The 19,472-nt window shown below is 66.8% G+C and carries 14 protein-coding genes and 1 riboswitch; of the genes, 9 read left to right on the top strand and 5 right to left on the bottom strand.

Features of this window, described 5'->3' with window-relative positions; translation table 11 throughout:
• Nucleotides 1–66: 66 nt before the first annotated feature.
• From AC13GI_RS13510 to AC13GI_RS13520, 3 genes are all read right to left on the bottom strand, one after another.
• Nucleotides 67–1,083, bottom strand: coding sequence for a 3-oxoacyl-ACP synthase III (locus AC13GI_RS13510; RefSeq protein WP_025875853.1), 1,017 nt, complete (start codon nucleotides 1,081–1,083; stop codon nucleotides 67–69).
• A gap of 102 nt (nucleotides 1,084–1,185) precedes the next feature.
• On the bottom strand, nucleotides 1,186–1,503 hold the full coding sequence (locus tag AC13GI_RS13515; protein WP_025875855.1) for a DUF4156 domain-containing protein: 318 nt from the start codon (nucleotides 1,501–1,503) through the stop codon (nucleotides 1,186–1,188).
• Between the two features lie 197 nt (nucleotides 1,504–1,700).
• Nucleotides 1,701–4,550, bottom strand: a complete 2,850-nt coding sequence (locus tag AC13GI_RS13520; protein WP_223487238.1) for a M16 family metallopeptidase — start codon at nucleotides 4,548–4,550, stop codon at nucleotides 1,701–1,703.
• 404 nt (nucleotides 4,551–4,954) lie between these two features.
• On the opposite strand from AC13GI_RS13520, the gene AC13GI_RS13525 reads away from it, so the two are divergent.
• Both AC13GI_RS13525 and AC13GI_RS13530 read left to right on the top strand, forming a co-directional pair.
• Nucleotides 4,955–5,431, top strand: coding sequence for an XAC0231 family protein (locus AC13GI_RS13525; RefSeq protein WP_380655251.1), 477 nt, complete (start codon nucleotides 4,955–4,957; stop codon nucleotides 5,429–5,431).
• Nucleotides 5,432–5,501: 70 nt separating this feature from the next.
• Nucleotides 5,502–5,981 carry a tRNA (cytidine(34)-2'-O)-methyltransferase gene (locus tag AC13GI_RS13530; RefSeq protein WP_482996559.1) on the top strand — a complete coding sequence of 160 codons (480 nt, stop codon included), beginning with the start codon at nucleotides 5,502–5,504 and terminating at the stop codon, nucleotides 5,979–5,981.
• Nucleotides 5,982–6,099: 118 nt separating this feature from the next.
• On the opposite strand, the gene AC13GI_RS13535 is transcribed toward AC13GI_RS13530, so the two are convergent.
• Nucleotides 6,100–7,263: an acyl-CoA dehydrogenase family protein gene (locus tag AC13GI_RS13535; RefSeq protein WP_100461852.1), complete on the bottom strand. Its 1,164-nt coding sequence runs from the start codon at nucleotides 7,261–7,263 to the stop codon at nucleotides 6,100–6,102.
• Nucleotides 7,264–7,566: 303 nt separating this feature from the next.
• On the opposite strand from AC13GI_RS13535, the gene AC13GI_RS13540 reads away from it, so the two are divergent.
• The gene (locus tag AC13GI_RS13540) at nucleotides 7,567–9,243 is read left to right on the top strand and encodes an electron transfer flavoprotein-ubiquinone oxidoreductase (RefSeq protein WP_482996560.1); all 1,677 of its coding nucleotides are present in this window, start codon (nucleotides 7,567–7,569) and stop codon (nucleotides 9,241–9,243) included.
• 65 nt (nucleotides 9,244–9,308) lie between these two features.
• A complete protein-coding gene (locus tag AC13GI_RS13545; RefSeq protein ID WP_482996561.1) occupies nucleotides 9,309–9,710 on the top strand; it encodes a c-type cytochrome in 402 nt (133 codons plus the stop codon).
• On the opposite strand, the gene AC13GI_RS13550 is transcribed toward AC13GI_RS13545, so the two are convergent.
• On the bottom strand, nucleotides 9,704–13,312 hold the full coding sequence (locus AC13GI_RS13550) for an ATP-binding protein (protein WP_482996562.1): 3,609 nt from the start codon (nucleotides 13,310–13,312) through the stop codon (nucleotides 9,704–9,706). The two genes, AC13GI_RS13545 and AC13GI_RS13550, sit on opposite strands and share 7 nt — an antisense overlap.
• A gap of 75 nt (nucleotides 13,313–13,387) precedes the next feature.
• On the opposite strand from AC13GI_RS13550, the gene AC13GI_RS13555 reads away from it, so the two are divergent.
• The 5 genes from AC13GI_RS13555 (at nucleotide 13,388) to AC13GI_RS13575 (ending at nucleotide 19,210) form a co-directional block, all read left to right on the top strand.
• A complete protein-coding gene (locus AC13GI_RS13555) occupies nucleotides 13,388–14,026 on the top strand; it encodes a response regulator (protein WP_099819551.1) in 639 nt (212 codons plus the stop codon).
• A 360-nt stretch (nucleotides 14,027–14,386) separates the two neighbouring features.
• Nucleotides 14,387–15,163, top strand: coding sequence for a hypothetical protein (locus AC13GI_RS13560; protein WP_482996563.1), 777 nt, complete (start codon nucleotides 14,387–14,389; stop codon nucleotides 15,161–15,163).
• A 107-nt stretch (nucleotides 15,164–15,270) separates the two neighbouring features.
• A complete protein-coding gene (locus AC13GI_RS13565; protein ID WP_482996564.1) occupies nucleotides 15,271–17,298 on the top strand; it encodes an XVIPCD domain-containing protein in 2,028 nt (675 codons plus the stop codon).
• A gap of 244 nt (nucleotides 17,299–17,542) precedes the next feature.
• Nucleotides 17,543–17,953: a glycine zipper 2TM domain-containing protein gene (locus AC13GI_RS13570; RefSeq protein WP_059063181.1), complete on the top strand. Its 411-nt coding sequence runs from the start codon at nucleotides 17,543–17,545 to the stop codon at nucleotides 17,951–17,953.
• Between the two features lie 129 nt (nucleotides 17,954–18,082).
• On the top strand, nucleotides 18,083–19,210 hold the full coding sequence (locus tag AC13GI_RS13575) for a phosphotransferase enzyme family protein (RefSeq protein ID WP_482996565.1): 1,128 nt from the start codon (nucleotides 18,083–18,085) through the stop codon (nucleotides 19,208–19,210).
• A 155-nt stretch (nucleotides 19,211–19,365) separates the two neighbouring features.
• A riboswitch (TPP riboswitch) is annotated at nucleotides 19,366–19,461 on the top strand.
• The last annotated feature ends 11 nt before the right edge of the window (nucleotides 19,462–19,472 follow it).

A 19,472-nucleotide genomic window follows, 5' to 3' on the forward strand; every position in this document is an offset into this window, starting at 1 on the left:
AAGAACCGCGCTGCGCGCGTGAGCCGAGCGTGGGCTCGGCTCTACAGGGAGTCTGGCAGAAGGGTCTTACCAGACCACTTCGGCCATCGAGCAGTTCAGGCCCGAGCCGATGCCCAGAAGCGCGATGCGGTCGCCCTTCTTCAGCTTGCCCAGCTGCTTGAGCTTGCTCAGCACGATCGGCACCGAGGCCGGACCGATGTTGCCGTGCTCGCCGAAGATGGTCATGACCTTCTTCGGGTCGATGCCGAAATTCTTGATGAACGCAGCGGTGTGCGGCTGGCTGACCTGGTGGATGACGAACTGGTCCAGCTCTTCCACGGCCCAGCCCAAGGCGATCTTGGCGGCGGTGAAGGTCTTCTGGGCCAGCTTGATGCCCTCGATCAGCAGCATGCGGGTGTCGGTGACCATGCGGTCCAGGTTGCCCAGGCACAGCTGGTTCCACTCGGTGGCCGAGCGGGTCACGCCCCCCTTGTAGCGCGGCGCGTCGGGGACCAGCTCCGAACGGGCCATCACCATCGCGGCCGCACCGGAACCGGTGGTCAGCGCCGCCAGCTCATTGCGGAAGTCATCGGCGGTGACGTCCGGCGCGGTCATCCGCTCCAGGGTCTTTTCGTACACCAGGTTGGCGGTTTCGCCATCCACCACCAGCGCGTAGTCGATCTCGCCGCGCTCGAGCATGCGCGCCGCGATGTCCATGCCGTTGATGAAGGCCAGGCAGGCATTGGCGACGTCGAAGGTCATGCACTCGTCGCTGACACCGAGGTTGCCGGACACGATGGAGGCGGTCGACGGCTCCAGGTAGTCACGGCTGACCGAGGTGTTGATCAACAGGCCCACCTGCGTCGCATCGATGCCTGCGTCTTCCAGTGCCTTGCGGCCGGCCATGGTGGCCGCGTCGGACGCCAGCACGCCGTTGTCCCACAGGCGGCGCGCGTGGATGCCGGCGATGTCGCCGAGGACATCGGTACGGATACCAAGGCGATCCAGCGTCGGCTGCAGCCGTTCGTTGATTTCCTTGGTCGTCAGCGTGTGCGGCGCATCAACGTGAGCCAGGCCGGCAATCGAGACATTCTTGAAGAGCATCGAGGTTAGCGCCAAGGCTCAGGCAAAGGGGGCGCTATTCTATAACCCCCCGGGCCTTCACCGCATCTTTACGAATTCAGCCTTGGCCGTATGGTGAAGGATTCAGCGCGGCGGGCACTGGAAAGCAGCGAAGCGCTGGCTGCCATCGGCCGGGGCCGCAGCGGCCTGCACGGCGTTGGCGCCGGTGGTCGGGGCCTCGTTGCGGGCCAGGGTCTCCAGCTCTTCCTGCACGCGCAGCGGGTTGCGGTTGTAGAAGCCGACCTTGCTCTTCACGGTCACCACCACTTCGCCCTTGGAGATGCACCCGGCCGGTACCGGGCCCGCCGGCAGCACGCGGGTCGCCTTGCCGGCCGGTTCGATCGGCACCCAGGTGCAGGCGGTGACGGTGAGCAACAGGGACGACAGCAGCAGAACGCGCATGGGCAGGATCCTGGAAGGGAATGTCAGGAGTGTGCCTGAACCGTCTGAATCAGGGATAGCCGGGACGGGGCTGCGGTAGCGCCGGGCCATGCCCGGCGGTTCTTCGAAGACGTCCAGATGCCGCGCTACGCGCTCGCCGGGCATGGCCCGGCGCTACCCGCGGCAGGCCTGCCCGCCGAAGCGGGCAGGCCTCCCCCTTATTTCTTGACCGGGTTGCCTTCGGCATCAATCACGGTCACTTCGCCCAGGTTCAAGGCGCGTACGGCCGCTTCGGTCTGCTTGAGGTCACCCACCACCACCCAGGTCAGCGCCTGCGGCTTGATCTCCGCCGCCGCCTGCTGCACCTGTGCCGGGGTCATCGCTTCGATCTCGGCCTTGCGGCGCAGCACGTAGTCGTCCGGGCGCTTGAACTGCACGATCGTGCCGATGGTCGCGGCCACCGCGCTGGCGGTCTCGTAGGCACCGGGCAGGCTCAGGGTCTGGATGTTGCGGATGCGCGCCACTTCAGCGTCGGTCGCCGGCTTGCTGCCGTTGGCGAACTCGGCGATCTCCTTGCGCATTTCGGCCATGGCCGGGCCGGTCTTGTCGATCTGCACCGGTGCCATCGCCATCCACGGGCGCTGGCCCACGGTGTTGCTGGCGCTGGTGCGGGCACCGTAGGACCAGTGCTTGTCCTCGCGCAGGTTCATGTTCAGGCGCGAGGTGAAGTCGCCACCGATCACACCGTTGGCGATGTCGAAGCGGGTCGAGCTGGCGTCGCTGGACGGCGGCACGACCTGGCCGGCGAACAGGTTGGCCTGCACCGCGCCCGGCTGGTCGATCAGGAACACGCGCGGGCTCTTCGGCAGTGCCACGGCGGTGGTGGCCTTGATCGTCGGTGCATCACCGGTGGCCTTCCAGTCGCCCAGCTGCTTGTCCAGCAGCGGCACGATCTCGGCCAAGGTGGTATCGCCGACCACGATCAGGGTGCCGTCCTGCGGACGCAGCCAGTCGCGGTGGAAGTCGACCAGGTCCTCGCGGCCCAGGCTGCTGATCGCCGCTTCATCACCGCTGCCGGTGAACGGAATCGCGTAGGGGTGGCCCTTGCCGTACAACAGCGGCGGCAGCACGCGCATCGCCACCGCACCCGGATTGACCTTCTCCTGCTGGATACCGGCGATCCAGGTCGCCTTGACCCGGTCGATCTCGCTCTGCTCGAAGCGCGGCTCGCGCAGCAGGCTGGCATACAGCGCCAGCGACGGCACCAGGTTCTCCTTCAGCGCGGACAGTTCCACGTCCACCGAATCCAGGCCGGCGGAAGCATCGAGGTCCGCACCCAGCGCATCGGCCGCATCGGCGAAGGCCAGCGAACCCAGCTTGCCGGCGCCTTCGGTCATCAGGCTCATGGTGAAGTTGGCGGTACCCGGCTTGCGGCCCTGGTCAGCGGTGAAGCCGCCCGGGAACTGGTAGCTGAACTGCACCACCGGAATCTCATGGCGCTCGGCCAGCACCACCTGGGTGCCGTTCTTCAGCGTGGCGCGCTGCAGTGCCGGGAACTTCAACTGCGGGAACTCGCGGGTCTGCGGCACGCCGGCCTTGCGGTCCACCTGCTCGGGCAGGGTGCTGTACCTGCTGTCCACCGCCGGCACGTTGAACGGCTTCGGCGCCTGCGACGGATCTTCCTTCAGCGCTACGCGTTCACCCGGCTCGACCACCAGGGTGTGGCTGCCCTTGTCCAGCCATTGCGCGCCCAGGCGCTTGAGGTCGGCAGCGGTGGCCTTGTCGATGTTGGCCAGCGAGGTGCGGAAGCAGCCCGGGTCGCCGGTGTACACCGTGCATTCGGCCAGCGCGTCGGCCTTGCCGCCGAAGCCGCCGATGCGCTCGATGCCGCGGATGAAGGCAGCGCGCGAGCCGGTCTTGGCGCGTGCCAGTTCTTCGGCGGTCGGGCCCTCCTTGAGCAGGCGCTCGATTTCCTCATCGATGATCTTCTCGACCTTGGCCGGATCCTGGCCCTGCTTCACCGTCGCCATCACCATGAAGTTGGACCCCAGCTGCGAGGCGTAGGCGCCGGCGCTGATGTTGTCCACCAGCTTGTCCTGGTGCTGCAGGCGCTGGCTCAGGCGCGAAGACTTGGCGCCGCCGAGCACATAGGCCAGCAGCTGCAGCTGGTCGACGTCGGTGGTGCCGACCTGGGCCACGTTCCAGGCGCGGTAGATGCGCGCCTGCGGCACCTTGTCGGTCATTACTTCGCGGGTGTCGGCCGGGCGCTTGGCCACGTCCACCTTCGGCTGTGCCATGGTCGGGCCGGCCGGGATGCTGCCGAAGTACTTGGCGGCCTTTTCCTTGGCGGTGGCCAGATCGATGTCACCGGCCAGCACCAGCACCGCGTTGTTCGGGCCGTACCAGGTGCGGAACCAGGTCTTGACGTCGTCCAGCGAGGCGGCGTTGAGATCGTTCATCGAGCCGATCACGCTGTGGTGGTACGGGTGGCCCACCGGATACAGCGCGCGGTTGAGCTGTTCCCACACCTGGCCATAGGGCTGGTTCTCGCCCTGCCGCTTCTCGTTCTGCACCACACCACGCTGCTCGTCGAGCGCGGCCTGGTCGATCGCGCCGACCAGATGGCCCATGCGATCCGATTCCATCCACAGCGCCATGTCCAGCGCGGTGGTCGGCACGTTCTCGAAGTAATTGGTGCGGTCGGTATTGGTGGTGCCGTTCTGGCCGGTGGCACCCACCTGCTTGAAGGGCTCGAAGTACTCGCCGTCGTGGTTCTCGCTGCTCTGGAACATCAGGTGCTCGAACAGATGCGCGAAGCCGGTGCGGCCGGCCGGCTCATCCTTGCTGCCGACGTGGTACCAGATGTTGACCGCGACGATCGGTGCCTTGCGATCGGTATGCACCACCACGCGCAGGCCGTTGGGCAGGGTGAACTGCTCGAACGGGATATCGACCTTGCTGGTCGCGGCCGGCTTGGCCGCCAGCGCGTAGGTCGGCGCGAGCGTGCCGAGAGCAGTACTGAGAGCAACAGCGAGCAGCGCGGCGCGCGGGCGCAGGGTGAGCGACATATCCGGGTCCTTGGTCACATAGGTGAATCCCGATCCTAGCGCGGGCGTGCGGCCACCGGTATCGGCCACCAGTCACTGGGGGTGATCGGCCACATCGGCCATCGCGATCACGTTTTCAGGGTCACGAACGGCGGTGATTCACGTCCGGACAGTGTCCGCGGCACCCCGAATGGACAGGTGTCCGCCCGGCGGACACTTTTCATACGCCATAAAACCCTTATGAATCAATGATTAAAAGTTGGCACGGGGATTGCTTTGTCCTTCCTGCGCCAGCAAGGGCTTCAGACAAAACCTGACTGAAGACTGAACAAAAGCAGGAAATCGAAAATTCCGCTTGCATCCCCAGAACTAGTGTTCTACCTTACTACCACACCACTGATCACCAACACTAAACAGGCCCCGTCATGAACGCCAAGACCATTGCCATCGCCATCGCCCTGATTGCCGGCACCGCGGTTGTTTCGTCGGTGCAGGCCTCCGAATCCATCAAGACCCTGTCCACCGTGCAGGTCCGCCCGGCCGCCGACCAGCTGGTCCAGCAGGCCTGGGAACAGGCCAGCGGCATCCGCACCCTGGCCACCGTTGAAGTGCGCCCGAGCGCGGACCAGCTGAGCGAGCGCGACGGCTTCATCGCCGCCCCGGTCGCCGCCGCGCTGCCGATCACCACCCTGGCCTCGGTTGAAGTGCGCCCGAGCCTGGAGCAGCGTGTCGCCCTGGCTGCCGAGCAGGAAGCCCAGCGCTACGCCGCCACCCTGGCCGCCGCCGCCACCAGCGTCGCCAACCAGGTGATCGTCAACCTGCCGGCCCTGCAGGTGCGTCCGAGCGCCGCCCAGCTGCAGGCCTTCGCTGCCGAAACCGCCCAGGTCCTGCTGCGCCCGTAAGCGACGTCCGCCCTGCCCATCGCAGGGCGTGCGTCGTAAAGGCGGCGGCCGTCGCAGGTACACTGCGCCGATGAATGCCGCGCCCCAGTTCCACGTGATCCTGTTCCAACCGGAAATCCCGCCCAACACGGGCAATGTGATCCGGCTCTGCGCCAACACCGGCGCGCAGCTGCACCTGGTCGAGCCGCTTGGCTTCGCACTGGAAGACAAGCAGCTCAAGCGCGCCGGCCTGGACTACCACGAGTACTCGCGCCTGCAGGTGCATCCCGACCTGGACACTGCGCTGGCACGGATCGCACCGAAGCGGTTGTTCGCCCTGAGTACGCGTGCCAGCGTCCGCTATGACAGCGTGGCGTTCGACGACGGTGATGCCTTCCTGTTCGGCCCGGAAAGTCGTGGCCTGCCGCAGGAGGTGCTCGATGCCCTGCCCGACGGTCGCCGCCTGCGCCTGCCGATGCGGCCGGACAACCGCAGCCTCAATCTTTCCAACACCGTTGCGGTGGTGATGTACGAAGCGTGGCGCCAGCACGGGTTTGCCGGCGGCCAGTAGATCCACGCCATGCGTGGATGATCGTCTGGTAGATGCCGACCTTGGTCGGCACCGGAGCGCCAACCAAGGTTGGCGACTACCGCCATCCCGGTAGATCCACGCCGTGCGTGGAGGGCTTTCAGAACGCGTTGATGCCGGTCAGCTCGCGCCCGATCACCAGCTGATGCACGGTCTCGGTGCCTTCATAGGTGATCACCGATTCCAGGTTCAGCGCATGGCGGATCGCCACGTGCTCGGTGGTGATGCCGGCGCCACCCAGCAGGTCGCGACATTCGCGGGCGATATCGATCGCCATGCGGCAGTTGTTCCACTTGGCCAGGCTGACCTGCTGCGGCTGCACCTGACCGGCTTCCTTCAAGCGGCCCAGCTGCAGAGCCAGCAGCTGCGCCATGGTGATGCGCCGGGCCATGTCGGCCAGCTTGATCTGCGCGCTCTGCGTGGCGGCCAGCGGACGACCGAACAGCACGCGCTCCTTGGCATAGCCCAGCGCTTCGTCCAGGCAGGCGATGGCCGAGCCGATCGGGCCCCAGCTGATGCCGAAACGCGCCTGGGTCAGGCAGCCCAGCGGCCCCTTCAGGCCCTTTACATTCGGCAGCCGGTGGCTGTCGGGCACGCGCACGTCGTCGAAGAACAGCGCGCCGGTCAGCGACGCACGCAGGCTCATCTTGTGCTTGATTTCCTGCGTGGTGAAGCCGGCCATGCCCTTTTCCAGCACGAAGCCCTGGATGCCGTCTTCGGTCTGCGCCCAGATGATGGCCAGGTCGGCCACCGGGCCGCTGGTGATCCACATCTTGCTGCCGCTGATGCGCCAGTCGCTGCCATCGCGCACCGCGCGGGTCTTCATGCTGGCCGGATCGGAACCGCCGTGCGCCTCGGTCAGGCCGAAGCAACCGATCAGTTCGCCGCGCGCCATCGCCGGCAGCCACTGCCGGCGTTGCTCTTCGCTGCCGTACGCGTAGATGGGATACATGCACAGCGAGCTCTGCACCGACACGAAGCTGCGCAGGCCCGAATCACCGCGCTCCAGCTCCTGGCAGATCAGGCCGTAACTGACTGCGCCCAGGTCACCGCCGCCGTACTCGGCCGGCAGGGTGGCGCCGAGCAGGCCAAGCGAGGCGATCTCCGGCACCAGTTCCGACGGGAAGCGCGCCTGGTCGAAGGCATCGCCGATGATCGGCAGCACGCGCTCGTTGGTGAAGCGGGCCACGCTTTCCTGGACTGCGCGCTCTTCCTCGCTGAGCAGGGAACGGACATCGAACAGGTCGTACGGATCCAAAGCCATGGCACTCACACGCAGACGGGACCCGGCCATTGTCGGTCATCCGGGTGGGTTTGGTGTGCCGGTAGAGACCGACCTCGGTCGGCGCTGGCGTTTCCGCGGACGCCAACCCAGGTTGGCGGCTACCGACGCTGCGTACGCTGCACTGCAGCAATCGCGGTGTGAACATCGGCGATCTAGCTCGATCACGCGCAGCCCGGTACCCTGACAACATTCAAACAACCGTTTCGCCCGTGGCTGCACGCGCGATTCCCAGGCAACCGCCGGTGGCCCCGATGCCGGCACTACCCACGAGTCATGCAATCGATGAGTGCTGAAGCCAACGCCCTGCCCCCGCGTGAAGTCATGGAATTCGACGTGGTCATCGTCGGTGCCGGCCCGGCCGGCCTGGCCACCGCGATCCGTCTGCGCCAACGCGCGATCGAAGCCGGTCGTGAACTGTCGGTCTGTGTGCTGGAGAAGGGCTCCGAGCCCGGTGCGCACGTGCTGTCCGGCGCAGTGATGGACCCGCGCGCGCTGACCGAACTGTTCCCGGACTGGGCCGAGCGCGGCGCACCGCTGAAGCAGAAGGTCACCCGCGACGAGTTCCTGTTCCTCAGCGAGACCGGCGCGCGCACCACCCCGCACGCGCTGTTGCCCGAGTGCTTCCACAACGAAGGCAACTACATCATCAGCCTGGGCGAGGTCACCCGCTGGCTGGCGCAGCAGGCCGAAGCGCTGGAAGTGGCGATCTTCCCCGGCTTTGCCGCCGCCGAAGTGCTGTACGGCGACGACGGCGCGGTGATCGGCGTGGCCACCGGCGACATGGGCATCGAAAAGGACGGCAGCATCGGCCCGGCCTTCGAACGCGGCATGGCGCTGCAGGCGAAGTACACGATCTTCGCCGAAGGCGCGCGCGGCCATCTGGGCCGCCAGCTGATCAGCCGTTTCAGGCTGGACGAAGGCAAGGATCCGCAGGCCTACGGCATCGGCATCAAGGAACTGTGGCAGATCGACCCGGCCAAGCATGAGCCGGGCCTGGTGGTGCACGCCGCCGGCTGGCCGCTGGACACCGATACCTACGGCGGTGCGTTCCTGTACCACGCCGACGGCGGCAAGGTCGCCATCGGCTACGTGGTCGGCCTGGACTACAAGAACCCGTGGCTGAGCCCGTTCGAGGAGTTCCAGCGCTTCAAGACCCATCCGTCGATCCGCAAGCACCTGGAAGGTGGCACCCGCATCGGTTACGGCGCGCGTGCGATCACCGCCGGCGGCCTGATGTCGCTGCCGAAGACCGTGTTCCCCGGCGGTGCACTGGTCGGCTGCGAGGCCGGCTACCTCAACGTCAGCCGCATCAAGGGCAGCCACGCGGCGATCAAGACCGGCATGCTGTGCGCCGATGCCGCCTTCGACGCGCTGGTGGCCGATCGCCAGCACGACGAGCTCAGCGCCTACCCGGCCGCCTTTGAAAGCAGCTGGCTGCACGACGAACTGAAGCTGTCGAAGAACTTCAAGCAGTGGTTCAAGAAGGGCCAGACCGTGGCCACGCTGATGACCGGCATCGAGCAGTGGCTGCTGCCGAAGCTGGGCGTGCGCAATCCGCCGTGGACCCTGCGCCACAGCATCCCGGACCATGCCTGCCTGGAGCCGGCGTCGAAGCACGCGCGCATTGCCTATCCCAAGCCCGATGGCGTGCTGACCTTCGACCGCCTCAGCTCGGTGTTCCTGAGCAGCACCAACCACGACGAGAACCAGCCCAGCCACCTGACGCTGAAGGATGCGAGCATCCCGGTGAAGGTGAACCTGGCCGAGTACGCCGGCCCGGAAGCACGTTATTGCCCGGCGGGCGTGTACGAGTTCGTCGGCGACGGCAACGATGCGCGGCTGCAGATCAACGCGCAGAACTGCGTGCACTGCAAGACCTGCGACATCAAGGATCCGACCCAGAACATCGTCTGGGTGACCCCGCAGGGCGGCGGTGGACCGAACTACTCCGGCATGTGACCGGTGAGGGGGCTGCGACCGGCGGTCACAGCCCCACGTTGCGTGCGACCGGTATCCTGCCCGCCATGCGCGCCTTTCATCTGCTTCTTGTTGTTGCCACGACCCTGGCCTCCAGCGCGTGCCAGCGCCCACCGGCTGCGCCCAGCACGCCGGAACAGGCGCGCCAGCAGGCGATGCAGCAGGCGTTCGAACTGTGTGCCGGCTGCCACACCGTCAAGGCCGGCGGCATCCACCGCTACGGGCCCAACCTGCACGGAGTGATCGGCCGTCGTGCAGGCAGCCTGCCCGATTACGGCTATTCCCCGGCCATGCGCCGCGCCGACATCGTATGGAGTGCGCAGACGCTGGACACCTTCCTGCAGTCGCCCACCCATCTGGTACCCGGCACCCGCATGTACAACGCGTTCCCCAGCGCGGAGCGTCGCGCGCTGGTGATCGCCTACCTGCAGGAACACGCAGCTCAGTGAGCCAGGCGCTGCAGCTGCTGCTGCAGATGCGCCACGAACTGTCCGGTCTCGACGATCGCCGCCGCGATCTCTTCCCCGCCTGCAGCCTGCAACCGTTCCACCAGCGCGTTGGCGCGATCGGCCAGGCCGCGTGCACCCACCGCCCCCAGCGCACCGGCCTGCCGATGCAGGTGCAGCGCGGCCGTCACCCGGTCGCCTTCGTGCAGCGCGCGCTGCAGGACCGCGATGTCCTCGTCACTGGCCTTCAGCAGGCTGTCGCGCAGTTGCCGGGCGATCTCGCGTGAACCAAAGCGCCGCTGCAGGGTCGCCAGGTCGGGGAGTCCCTCATCGCCATCGGGTTCATCGTCGCTGTCCACGGCGGCCTGCTCATCCTCCGCACCGTCGGCGCGCGGAAGCCAGCGCAGCAGCGCCTGTCGCAGCGTCGCCAACGACAACGGCTTGGCCAGCATGTCATCCATGCCGGCTTCGCGGCAGCGGCGCGCGTCGTCGTCGAGCACGCTGGCGGTCAGCGCCAGCACCGGCATCCGCGGCTGGCCGTTACGCCCCTCGCGCTCGCGCAGCAGGCGGGTGAAACCGAATCCATCCAGCACCGGCATGCGGCAATCGGTGATGACCAGATCGAAGGATTCCTCCGCCAGCCGGTCCAGTGCCTGCTGCCCGTCATCGACCAGCACATGCGGCACGCCCAGCTGCTGCAGGCGCCAGGCCATCATTGCCTGGTTGGTGGGATGGTCTTCAATGACCATCACCCGCGCCTGGCGCAGATCAGGGGGCAGCAGCGCGCTCTGCTGATGCTCGGCCTGCAGCGCCATCACATCCTCGCTGCGCGCCTCCACCAGCGACAGCAGCACCTCGACCCGCGTCCCTTCGCCCAGCGTGCTTTCCAGCTTCAGTTCGCCGTCCATCTTCTGCACCAGGCGCCGGCAGATGCTCAGGCCCAGCCCGGTGCCCCCGTGGTCGCGCTGGATGTACGCGCCGGCCTGGGTGAAGGGTTCGAACAGGGTCGGCAACTGCTCCGGCGCAATGCCGATGCCGGTATCGGTGACGCTCAGGCGCAGCGGCTGGCTGCCATCCTCCGCAGTGGGGCCCAGCACCTCCAGCTGCAGCCGCACCGTGCCCTTCACAGTGAACTTGATGGCATTGCTGAGCAGGTTGAACACGATCTGCCGAAAACGCACGCCATCCACTTCATGCGCCTGCGCCAGCTGTTCGTCGATGTGCAGCTGCAGGTCCAGGCCGCGCGCCGTGGCCTGCGGCAGCAACAATCGATGGACCCCCTCCAGCAGTGGCCGCACCGGTAGCGGTACCGGCTCCAGGCGCAGTGCGCCCGCTTCCATCCGCGAATAGTCGAGGATGTCGTCCAGGATCTGCCGCAGCATCTGCGCGGAGTCTTCGATCACGCCGAGGATGCGTTGCTGTTCGGCGTCCAGCGGCGAATGCGCCAGCACTTCCAGCATGCCCAGCACACCGCTCATCGGCGTGCGGATTTCATGGCTCATGGTGGCCAGGAAGCGCGACTTCGCTGCCGCTGCCTGTTCGGCTTCGACCATCGCCGCGGCAAGTGCGTCGGCCTGCGCGCGCGCCTGGCTCACGTCCACCCAGTAACCGCTCCAAGTCACCGCGCCCGCTTCGGTGGAATACGGGTGCGCCTGGCTGCGCACCCAGCAGGGTGCGCTTCCTTCACGATGGACCTGGAACTCGAAGGAAAGCGGTGCGAAATTGCGCGCCGCCAGTTCCATCGCGCGCAACACCTTTTCGCGGTCATCGGCATTGATGCATGCCAGCAGCGCCTGCCCATCCGTCTCCGCCTGCTGGCGGCTGATGCCGAACATCGACTGCACATCGCCGGCGATGAAGGGGAAGCTCAAGGTGCCGTCCGCTTCGCGGCGGGCCTGGTAGACGATGGCAGGCAGGTTGTCGGTCACCTCGGCCAAGCGCTGCTCCAGCTCGCGGCGGCCGGCCACCTCGCGGCGCAACCGCCAGTGGCCCAGCCCGTGCACCGCCACTGCAGTGGCCAGCACCAGCAGCAGCGGAAGGCCCCAGCGCAGGAGGGTGCGCCAGTCCACCCCATCGCGGTATTCCACCGACAGCCAATCGCCACGCAGGGCCTCGCGCTGGCGTGGCCCCATCTGCAGCAGCAGGCGGTCGAAGGTGGTGGCCAACGCCGCATGACGACGTTCCACCGCCAGCACCAGCTGGTCGTTGAACCCGGCGGGCGCGGCCAGTTGCAGGCGCCCCGGGAAGCGGTTGCGCAGCAGTTGGTCGACCAGCGCCAGGTTGCCCACGTAGGCATCGGCCTCCCCATCAGCAAGACGTTGCAGGGCCTGCTCGGCGCTGCGCGCAGCGACGATCTTCACCGACGGCGCCTGCTGCTGCACGTAGCCACGGACGCGCTCCGGATCGGACAGCAGCACGCGTTTGCCGTCCAGGTCCGACAAGCCCAGCATCGACGGACTGTCGGTGCGGGTGACGATCACATTGGGCACGGTGATGAAGGGCTGGCTGAACACCCATTCCGGGCCCAGATAGCGCGAATCGGCAGGAATGCCGATCACCGCCTGCAGTTCCCCGCGACGCGCCTTCTCGCGCACCTCGTACCAGTCATGGCTGTTTTCAACCTGCAGGTTGGCGCCGGCCTGCAGCAGGCGCTGCAGGTACTCATTGGTCAGGCCACTGGGCTTGCCATGCCTGTCGGCGAACGACAGCGGTGCGGCATTGGGCGCAAAACCAATCTTCAACGGCTGCTGCAGCACGCGTTTTTCGGCCTGGCTCAACGCCAGCTGCGCCGATGCCGACCATTGCGGAGGCGGCAGCCAGCGCTGCGCGAGGGCGTCGCGCTGGGCCTCGCTGATGGCGGCGAGCGCCAGATCCAGTGCTTCGGACAACGGCTGCTTGCTGTTGGGCACACCGAAATGCAACTGCTCCGGGGGCAGATCGCTGGGCCGCAGCAACGCCACACCCTTCAATCCGGTGGCGGCGATCAGTTCGGTTGCCACGTAGGCATTGCCGATGAAAATGTCGGCTTTGTCGTCTCTGACCATATTCAAGGCGGTCAGCGTGTTGTCTGCGACAAGTTGGCGTGCCCGTGGGAACCGTGCACGCACCTGCGGTCCGGTCATGAAGTCCTGCTCGACCACGACGCGCAGCCCATCCAGATCGGGTGCCTCCGAGGCACGCAGGTCCTGGGGCCGCCCAACCATGGCCAGCGGTGCTTCGGCATAGGCGGCGGTGTAGACCATGCAACGGGTACGCTCGGCACTGAGCGCGATGTTCATCACCACGTCGATCTCGCCGCGGCATGCCGCATCCAGCACCGAAGGCCAGTCCGGATAGCGGCGCGTCTCCACCTTCAGGCCAAGCTGACGGGTCGAAAGCGTCAGGTAGTCGGGGCCGAGCCCCACCTGCTTGCCGTCCTGGATCGACTCAAAAGGAGGCCAGCCACTGTCATACTGTCCAACAACGACAACAGGATGTGCGGCCAGGTATTCGCGCTGCAGGGGGCTGAGCGGCAACGGCCCCGGTACGGACGCGGACTGGGCCAGCGCCGGCAGAGCCAGCAGGGTCGTCAACAGGATCAGTCCACGAGCCGCCCAGCTGCACATCTGCAACGATCTCCTGGAAGTCCTGCCAGGGACCGCGACGGTCGCGGTCCGGCGTGCCGGTGGCCATACTAGAGCATGACCTTGCGCATCATCATCGCAGACGATCACCCCGTGGTCCGCATCGGTACCCGCGCCGTCATCGAGTCCAGCGGCGTTGGCAAAGTCGTTGGCGAGGCCGACAACGCCCAGGCGCTGATGACGCTGCTGACCACCCAGGCCTGCGATCTGCTGGTTACCGACTATTCGATGCCCGGCAGCCCCCAGGCCGATGGCTTCGCCATGATCGGCATGATCCGCCGCCGCCATCCCGACCTGCCGGTGCTCATGCTCAGCGTCTCCAACAACCTGGCGATCCTGCGCATGGTGCTCGACAGCGGCGTGCTCGGCCTGGTCGACAAGAGTTCGTCGATGGATGAACTGCCGCAGGCGATCCAGGCGGTCTACCGCGGCCAGTCCTACATCAGCCGCAGCCTGCGCGAGCGGGTGGAGGAAGCCGGCAGCTGGCGCATGCGCGAGGGCGACGGCAAGCCGTTGTCGCCGCGCGAAGTGGAGGTGCTGCGCCTGCTCGGTACCGGCATGACGGTGAAGGAAATCTCGCTGCAGCTGCACAAGAGCGTCAGCACCATCAGCCGCCAGAAGGGTGATGCCATGCTCAAGCTGGGGCTGAAGGGCGATGCGGAACTGTTCGACTACCTGCGCGACGGCAGGATCTGAGACGCCGTTCACAACTCTCTGGCGGGGGCTCCCCTGCCCCCTGTGATCGCCGTCGCATCTGTGCCATCATCCGCCCCGATGGGTTTTCCTATGCGAGGTCGAAGGAATCGACCGGCTCATCACGACGTTCCCCCTCATCGAGGGCGGGGCGTGTTCTGCGTTGGCCTTCCTGCCCGACGCCCGCAAACCATGGAGAGGTGCATGAAAATCCTTCCGCAATCCCGCTTGGCCCGTGTCCGCCCACGCCTGTGTGCGACGTTCGCTGGCCTGCTCGTTGCGTTGCTTGCCAGCGCCTGCACCCCCTCGACTTCGACCGCGTCACCACAGGGCGCCACCGCGCCACGACAGGATGTTGCCCCGATGCAGAGCTCCGCCACACCCGCCACCACGGCCACCGCCACGCCCCCCGATGCCGGCAGCGTGCTGTATTTCATCTACGACGTCGACGGCGATGGTGCCGTTTCGTACGAAGTAGCCAATGGCAGTGTCGCCACCTTCTGGTTCGGCCATGCCTTCGAAGTGGCCGGCACCCGCTATTACACCGGCTTTGCCTGGAACACGCCGCAGAAGTACGGCAAGCCGGGCGAAGACGATGTCGGTCCGGACAGCCAGGTCACCCTGACCGAGGCCACCTTCACCCTGACCGGCGACAAGCCGGACCGGCCGTGGGTGTTCAAGGGTGCCGAGCCGTGGATCGGCACCGTCGGCGCCAACGGCACCGCGCCGGACATCGACAGCAAGCGCAAGCCGCTGGAGTACCGCACCCCGGCCGGCAAGCTGGTGCTGGCGGTGCCGACCAGCACCTTCGCCACCGGTACCAGCATCGAAAGCTACACCGTGCTGGTGTTCAACCCGGACTATGAGAAATCCGAAGACGGCCAGGTCTGGGCCAGCCTGGGCACGGTGATCACCGGCGAAGACAATTCGGCCGCCTGCGACGACGGCCAGGTGATGCCGTGCGTCAGCAACCGGGGCGTTCTGGCCTTCAACGCCGTCGCCGGCAGCGACCTGCCCAGCATCAGTATCACCGCCACCGGCACCACCATTTCCGGCCCGGGCCAGACCCGTGCCTTGGGTGCGGCCGATGCACGCCAGTACCACTACGACGCCGCCCGCAAGGCCTACGTCGAAAAGTAAGACGCACCACCCCGCAGCACCTGTTGACCGACATGTTGAAGACTCACGGATGAGTCCGGTTGGCGTATCGCGGCAAAGGCCGCACCATCAACCCCAGAGGAAGTGTCATGGCACAACGTGACTACAGCAGAAAGGAAGTTCTCGACATCATCGAGCAGGTTGCACAGCGCAAGGGCATCGCCAGCGAAGACTTCCTGCGCTTTGCCCACATCGAGACCGGTGGCCGCTTTGACGAGCGCGCGCACAACGACAAGACCGATGCCAAGGGCCTGTTCCAGTTCCTGCCGTCGTCGGCCAAGCAGTACGGCCTGAGCGGCCACGAGTACGACCCGACCCGCAACACCGAAGCGGCAGCGGAGATGTTCAAGCGCAACCTGGTGGACATGGAAAAGCGCCATGACCGCACCGGCCACCCGTACCTGTCCGGTGATGACAAGCCGAGCGGCCTGGACCTGTATCTGGCACACCAGCAGGGTGCGGCCGGTTACGGTTCGATCCAGACCGCGATCGCCACCGGCACGTTCGGCCTGGTGCGCGACGGCCACGGCGATCCGATCGACATGCGCCCGCGCATCATGGGCCAGATCGGCGGTGACGTGGAAGCGCTGACCGGGCATACGCGCGCCGAGATGCGCACGATGAATGATCGTGACCTGGCCAGCACCTTCGCCCAGTACTACGACCGCAAGTACGACGCGATCAGCATCCCGGAAAAGAACATCGCGCCGATCACCGAGGCCCAGGCACGTCCGGCACCGGTGCAGGCCGCACCGACGCAGACCGTGACCCCGGCCGCGCAGGCCGCTGTTGCCGCCGGTGCCGCGACCATCGCCGCCACCGCCACGGCTGCCGCAGCCAAGCCGGATGCACCCGGCATTTCGCTGGATGCGGCCTACAACGCCGGCGTGAAGTACGACAACGTCAAGTACGCGATCAACATCGAGTCCAGCCAGTACTACCGTGGCAAGGGCGTCACCGGCAAGAACGTCGAGCAGGGCTACATCGACTGCTCCGGCTGGGTCGGCACGATGCTCAACAAGACCCAGGACGAGATCAACCAGAAGGCCGGCCACGCGGTGTTCGCCGACGCCGACAAGATCAAGCTGGGCTTCGCCGGCTCCGGCGGGATCGTGCACGAGGCCTACAAGGACTCGGGCGTGCTGCTCAAGCGCGACGACATCCTCAAGCCGGGTGCGCTGAAGGAAGGCATGGTGATCGGCCTGGATACGGCCAAGACCAAGCACGAGCACTGGAATGGCATCGACCACATCGTGATGGTGGTGCGTGATCCGAACACCGACAAGCTGCTGATCAGCCAGTCCACCGGCAAGCTGGGCGTGCACACGATGCCGGTGGAGGATTACCTCAAACAGGTGAAGGACCACCCGAACTGGAAGCTGTTCGCCTCCGATCCGCTGCACCAGGCACGCGACCTGCTGGAAAACCGCAGCCAGACGCATGAGCAGGCGCAGGCCAAGGGCGCGGCCGAGCCGAAGCCGGCGGCGCAGGAAAAGCCGCAGGCCGGCAACGAAGTGCATAAGCAGGGTGCGCACGGCGAAGGTGTGCGCAGTGCACAGGAACAGCTGGGCCACCTGGGGTATGTGGGTGCCGACGGCAAGCCGCTGGTCGAAGATGGAAAGTTCGGTCGCAACACCGAGGCTGCCGTGCGCCAGCTGCAGAAGGACAACGGCCTGGCGGTGGACGGCATCATCGGCCCGAAGACGCTGGATGCGATCAAGGATGCGCGCGAGCGCCCGCTGCTCAATGACGAGCGCCATCCGCAGAACCCGATGTACAACCAGGCCGTGAAGGGCATGGAAGGGCTGCCGGCAGGCACCTTCAAGGACCGCCATGCACTGGAGGCCGCTGCCGCCGCACTGACCAAGGAAGCGCAGGCCAGCGGCATGCAGCGCATCGACTCGGTGGTGCCCAGCACCAATGGTGAGCGCATGTTTGCCGTACAGGGTACCGCCGGCGACCCGGCCGCCTGCCGCGCGGCGGTGGACACCCGCGCTGCCAGCGAGCAGAGCATGGCGCTCAGCAGTGGTGCGGTGCACGGTGCACCGAATGTCCTGCAGCAGCAGGACGCCCAGCAGGAGCAGGTCAAGCAGGCCCAGCGCGCCATGGGCCACTGAGCCAGGCCGGGGGAGACCTGGGGAAGGGCCGCGTACTGCGGCCCTTTTCCTTTCTGGCAGCTGAGCGGCCGCGGCGCTTTCAGCCTCGCTTCATGCCGCCTGACGCTAGATGAATGCGCAAGCCGCACGGGGATCGCGCGCAATGTTCCGGCAATGTCCGGGCACCAGCGTGGTCCCTACGGCAGCCGGGGCGCCCAGCGCCCTCCCTGCCCACCGTGGCATGCACCTCACAGGAGAACCCAACATGCTCAGCACTTCCGCACTCAGCTTCCGTGGTCTGGCGATGGCCCTGGCACTTCTTGCCGGCGTGGCCGTGGTCAGTGATGCCAGCGCGATGTCGAGGAAGGACAAGCGCACCGTGGTCGGTGCCGTCGTCGGCGGTGTGGCGGGTCACCTGATCTCCAACGGCGACCCGGCCGCCACCGTCGGCGGCGCGGTTGCCGGCGGCGCCATCGGCAACCTGACCACCTCCGACCGCCATGATCGCCGCTACGACGGGCGCTATGACCGCCGTTACGATCGTGGCTACGATCGCCGTTATGACCGGGGCTACAACCGGGGTTATGGCTACGACCGCCGCGATGACCGTCGCTGGCAGCGCGAGCGCCATGACAACCGTTACTACCACGACCGCGGCCGCCATCGCGGCTGGTAAGCGTGCCGGCCGCAGGCCGCACATGATGTCCCTGACGGGCGGGTCGATGACCCGCCCGTTTGCGTCTGTGGCGTCCATGGCGTTGAATGCGCAGCCTTGGATGTTCCTTTACTCACCAGCGGCCGTGGCATGACTTCTTCCCCCCATCGCGTGCAGGGCCTCAACAACGACGAGGTCGCCGCCGACTGGCCGGCGATCGACGCGCAGGAGATCACCTGGCTGCGTGGCCACTTTCCGCAGCTGGGCGCGGACAGCACGCTGCGCTGGCACAGCCCGCGTCCGTTGTCGGCCGCGGCCATCGTCGACGGCACGCGCGGTCCGGTCTTCATCAAGCGCCACCACCACAGTGTGCGCAGTGCGGGAAGCCTGGAAGAGGAACACCGTTTCATCGCGCATCTGGCGACTGCCGGCATGCCGGTAGTGCAGGTACTGGCCAGCAACGAGGGCCGCACCGCACTCGAACACGGCCAGTGGACCTACGAACTGCATGCGGTGGGCGCCGGCATGGACCTGTATCGCGAGCTGCCGTCATGGTCACCGCTGACCGACGTCGCCCAGGCCCGCGAGGCAGGGCGCATGCTGGCCACGCTGCACCGCGCGGCAGCCGGCTACCACGCCCCGCAACGCAGTACCCATCTGCTGGTGGCACGCGACGACCTGATCCGCGCCGATGACCCGATCGCTGCGCTGAAGGCCGACCTCGGCAACCGCCCCGGGTTGGCCCGCTACCTGGCGCGCATTCCCTGGGAAGAACAGCTGCACCGCGATGTGCTGCCCTGGCACCATGGCCTGGCCGCGCGCCTGCAGGACGAACAACGGCTGTGGGCGCACAACGACTGGCACGTCTCCAACCTGCTGTGGAACGACGACGGCACGATTGCCACGGTGCTCGATTTCGGCCTGGCCTCACCAACCAGCGCGCTGTTCGACCTGGCCACTGCGATCGAACGCAACGCGGTGGCCTGGCTGCAGCTGGAGCGCGGCACCGACGCGGTACGCATCGATATCGCCCTGGCCCTGCTGGACGGCTACCGGCAGGAACTGCCGCTGTCGCCCAAGCGCGTGCACCTGCTGGCCGACCTGCTGCCGATGGTGCATTTCGACTTCGCTCTGTCCGAAGTGGAGTACTTCGAGGGCGTCACCGGCTCCACCGCGAATGCCGACGTCGCCTGGCAACCGTTCATGCTCGGGCATCCGGCCTGGTTCGCCACGGGCCCCGGCCAGGCCCTGCTGGCGGCCCTGCACGCCGCCGCGTAAGCCGCGAGCCCCCCAACCCGCTGGGTACCGAGTAGATCGACGCCATGCGTCGATGATGCGCTCGGCCGGGGTCAGATCCCTTTCCGCTGGAAAGGGATCTGACCCCGGCTGAAGGGCGGTAGCTCGCAAATCCGTACCATTTGTAGTGAAATGGTCACCTGAAGCGGGGGTGCCTGGATCTGCCAGGCTGAGAGAGTCCCTTGGAACCTGATCCGGTTTGCACCGGCGTAGGGAGCTTTGAGCCGCAGCCACACCCCCGTCA

The organism is Stenotrophomonas sp. 82F1 (genome assembly GCF_056861525.1).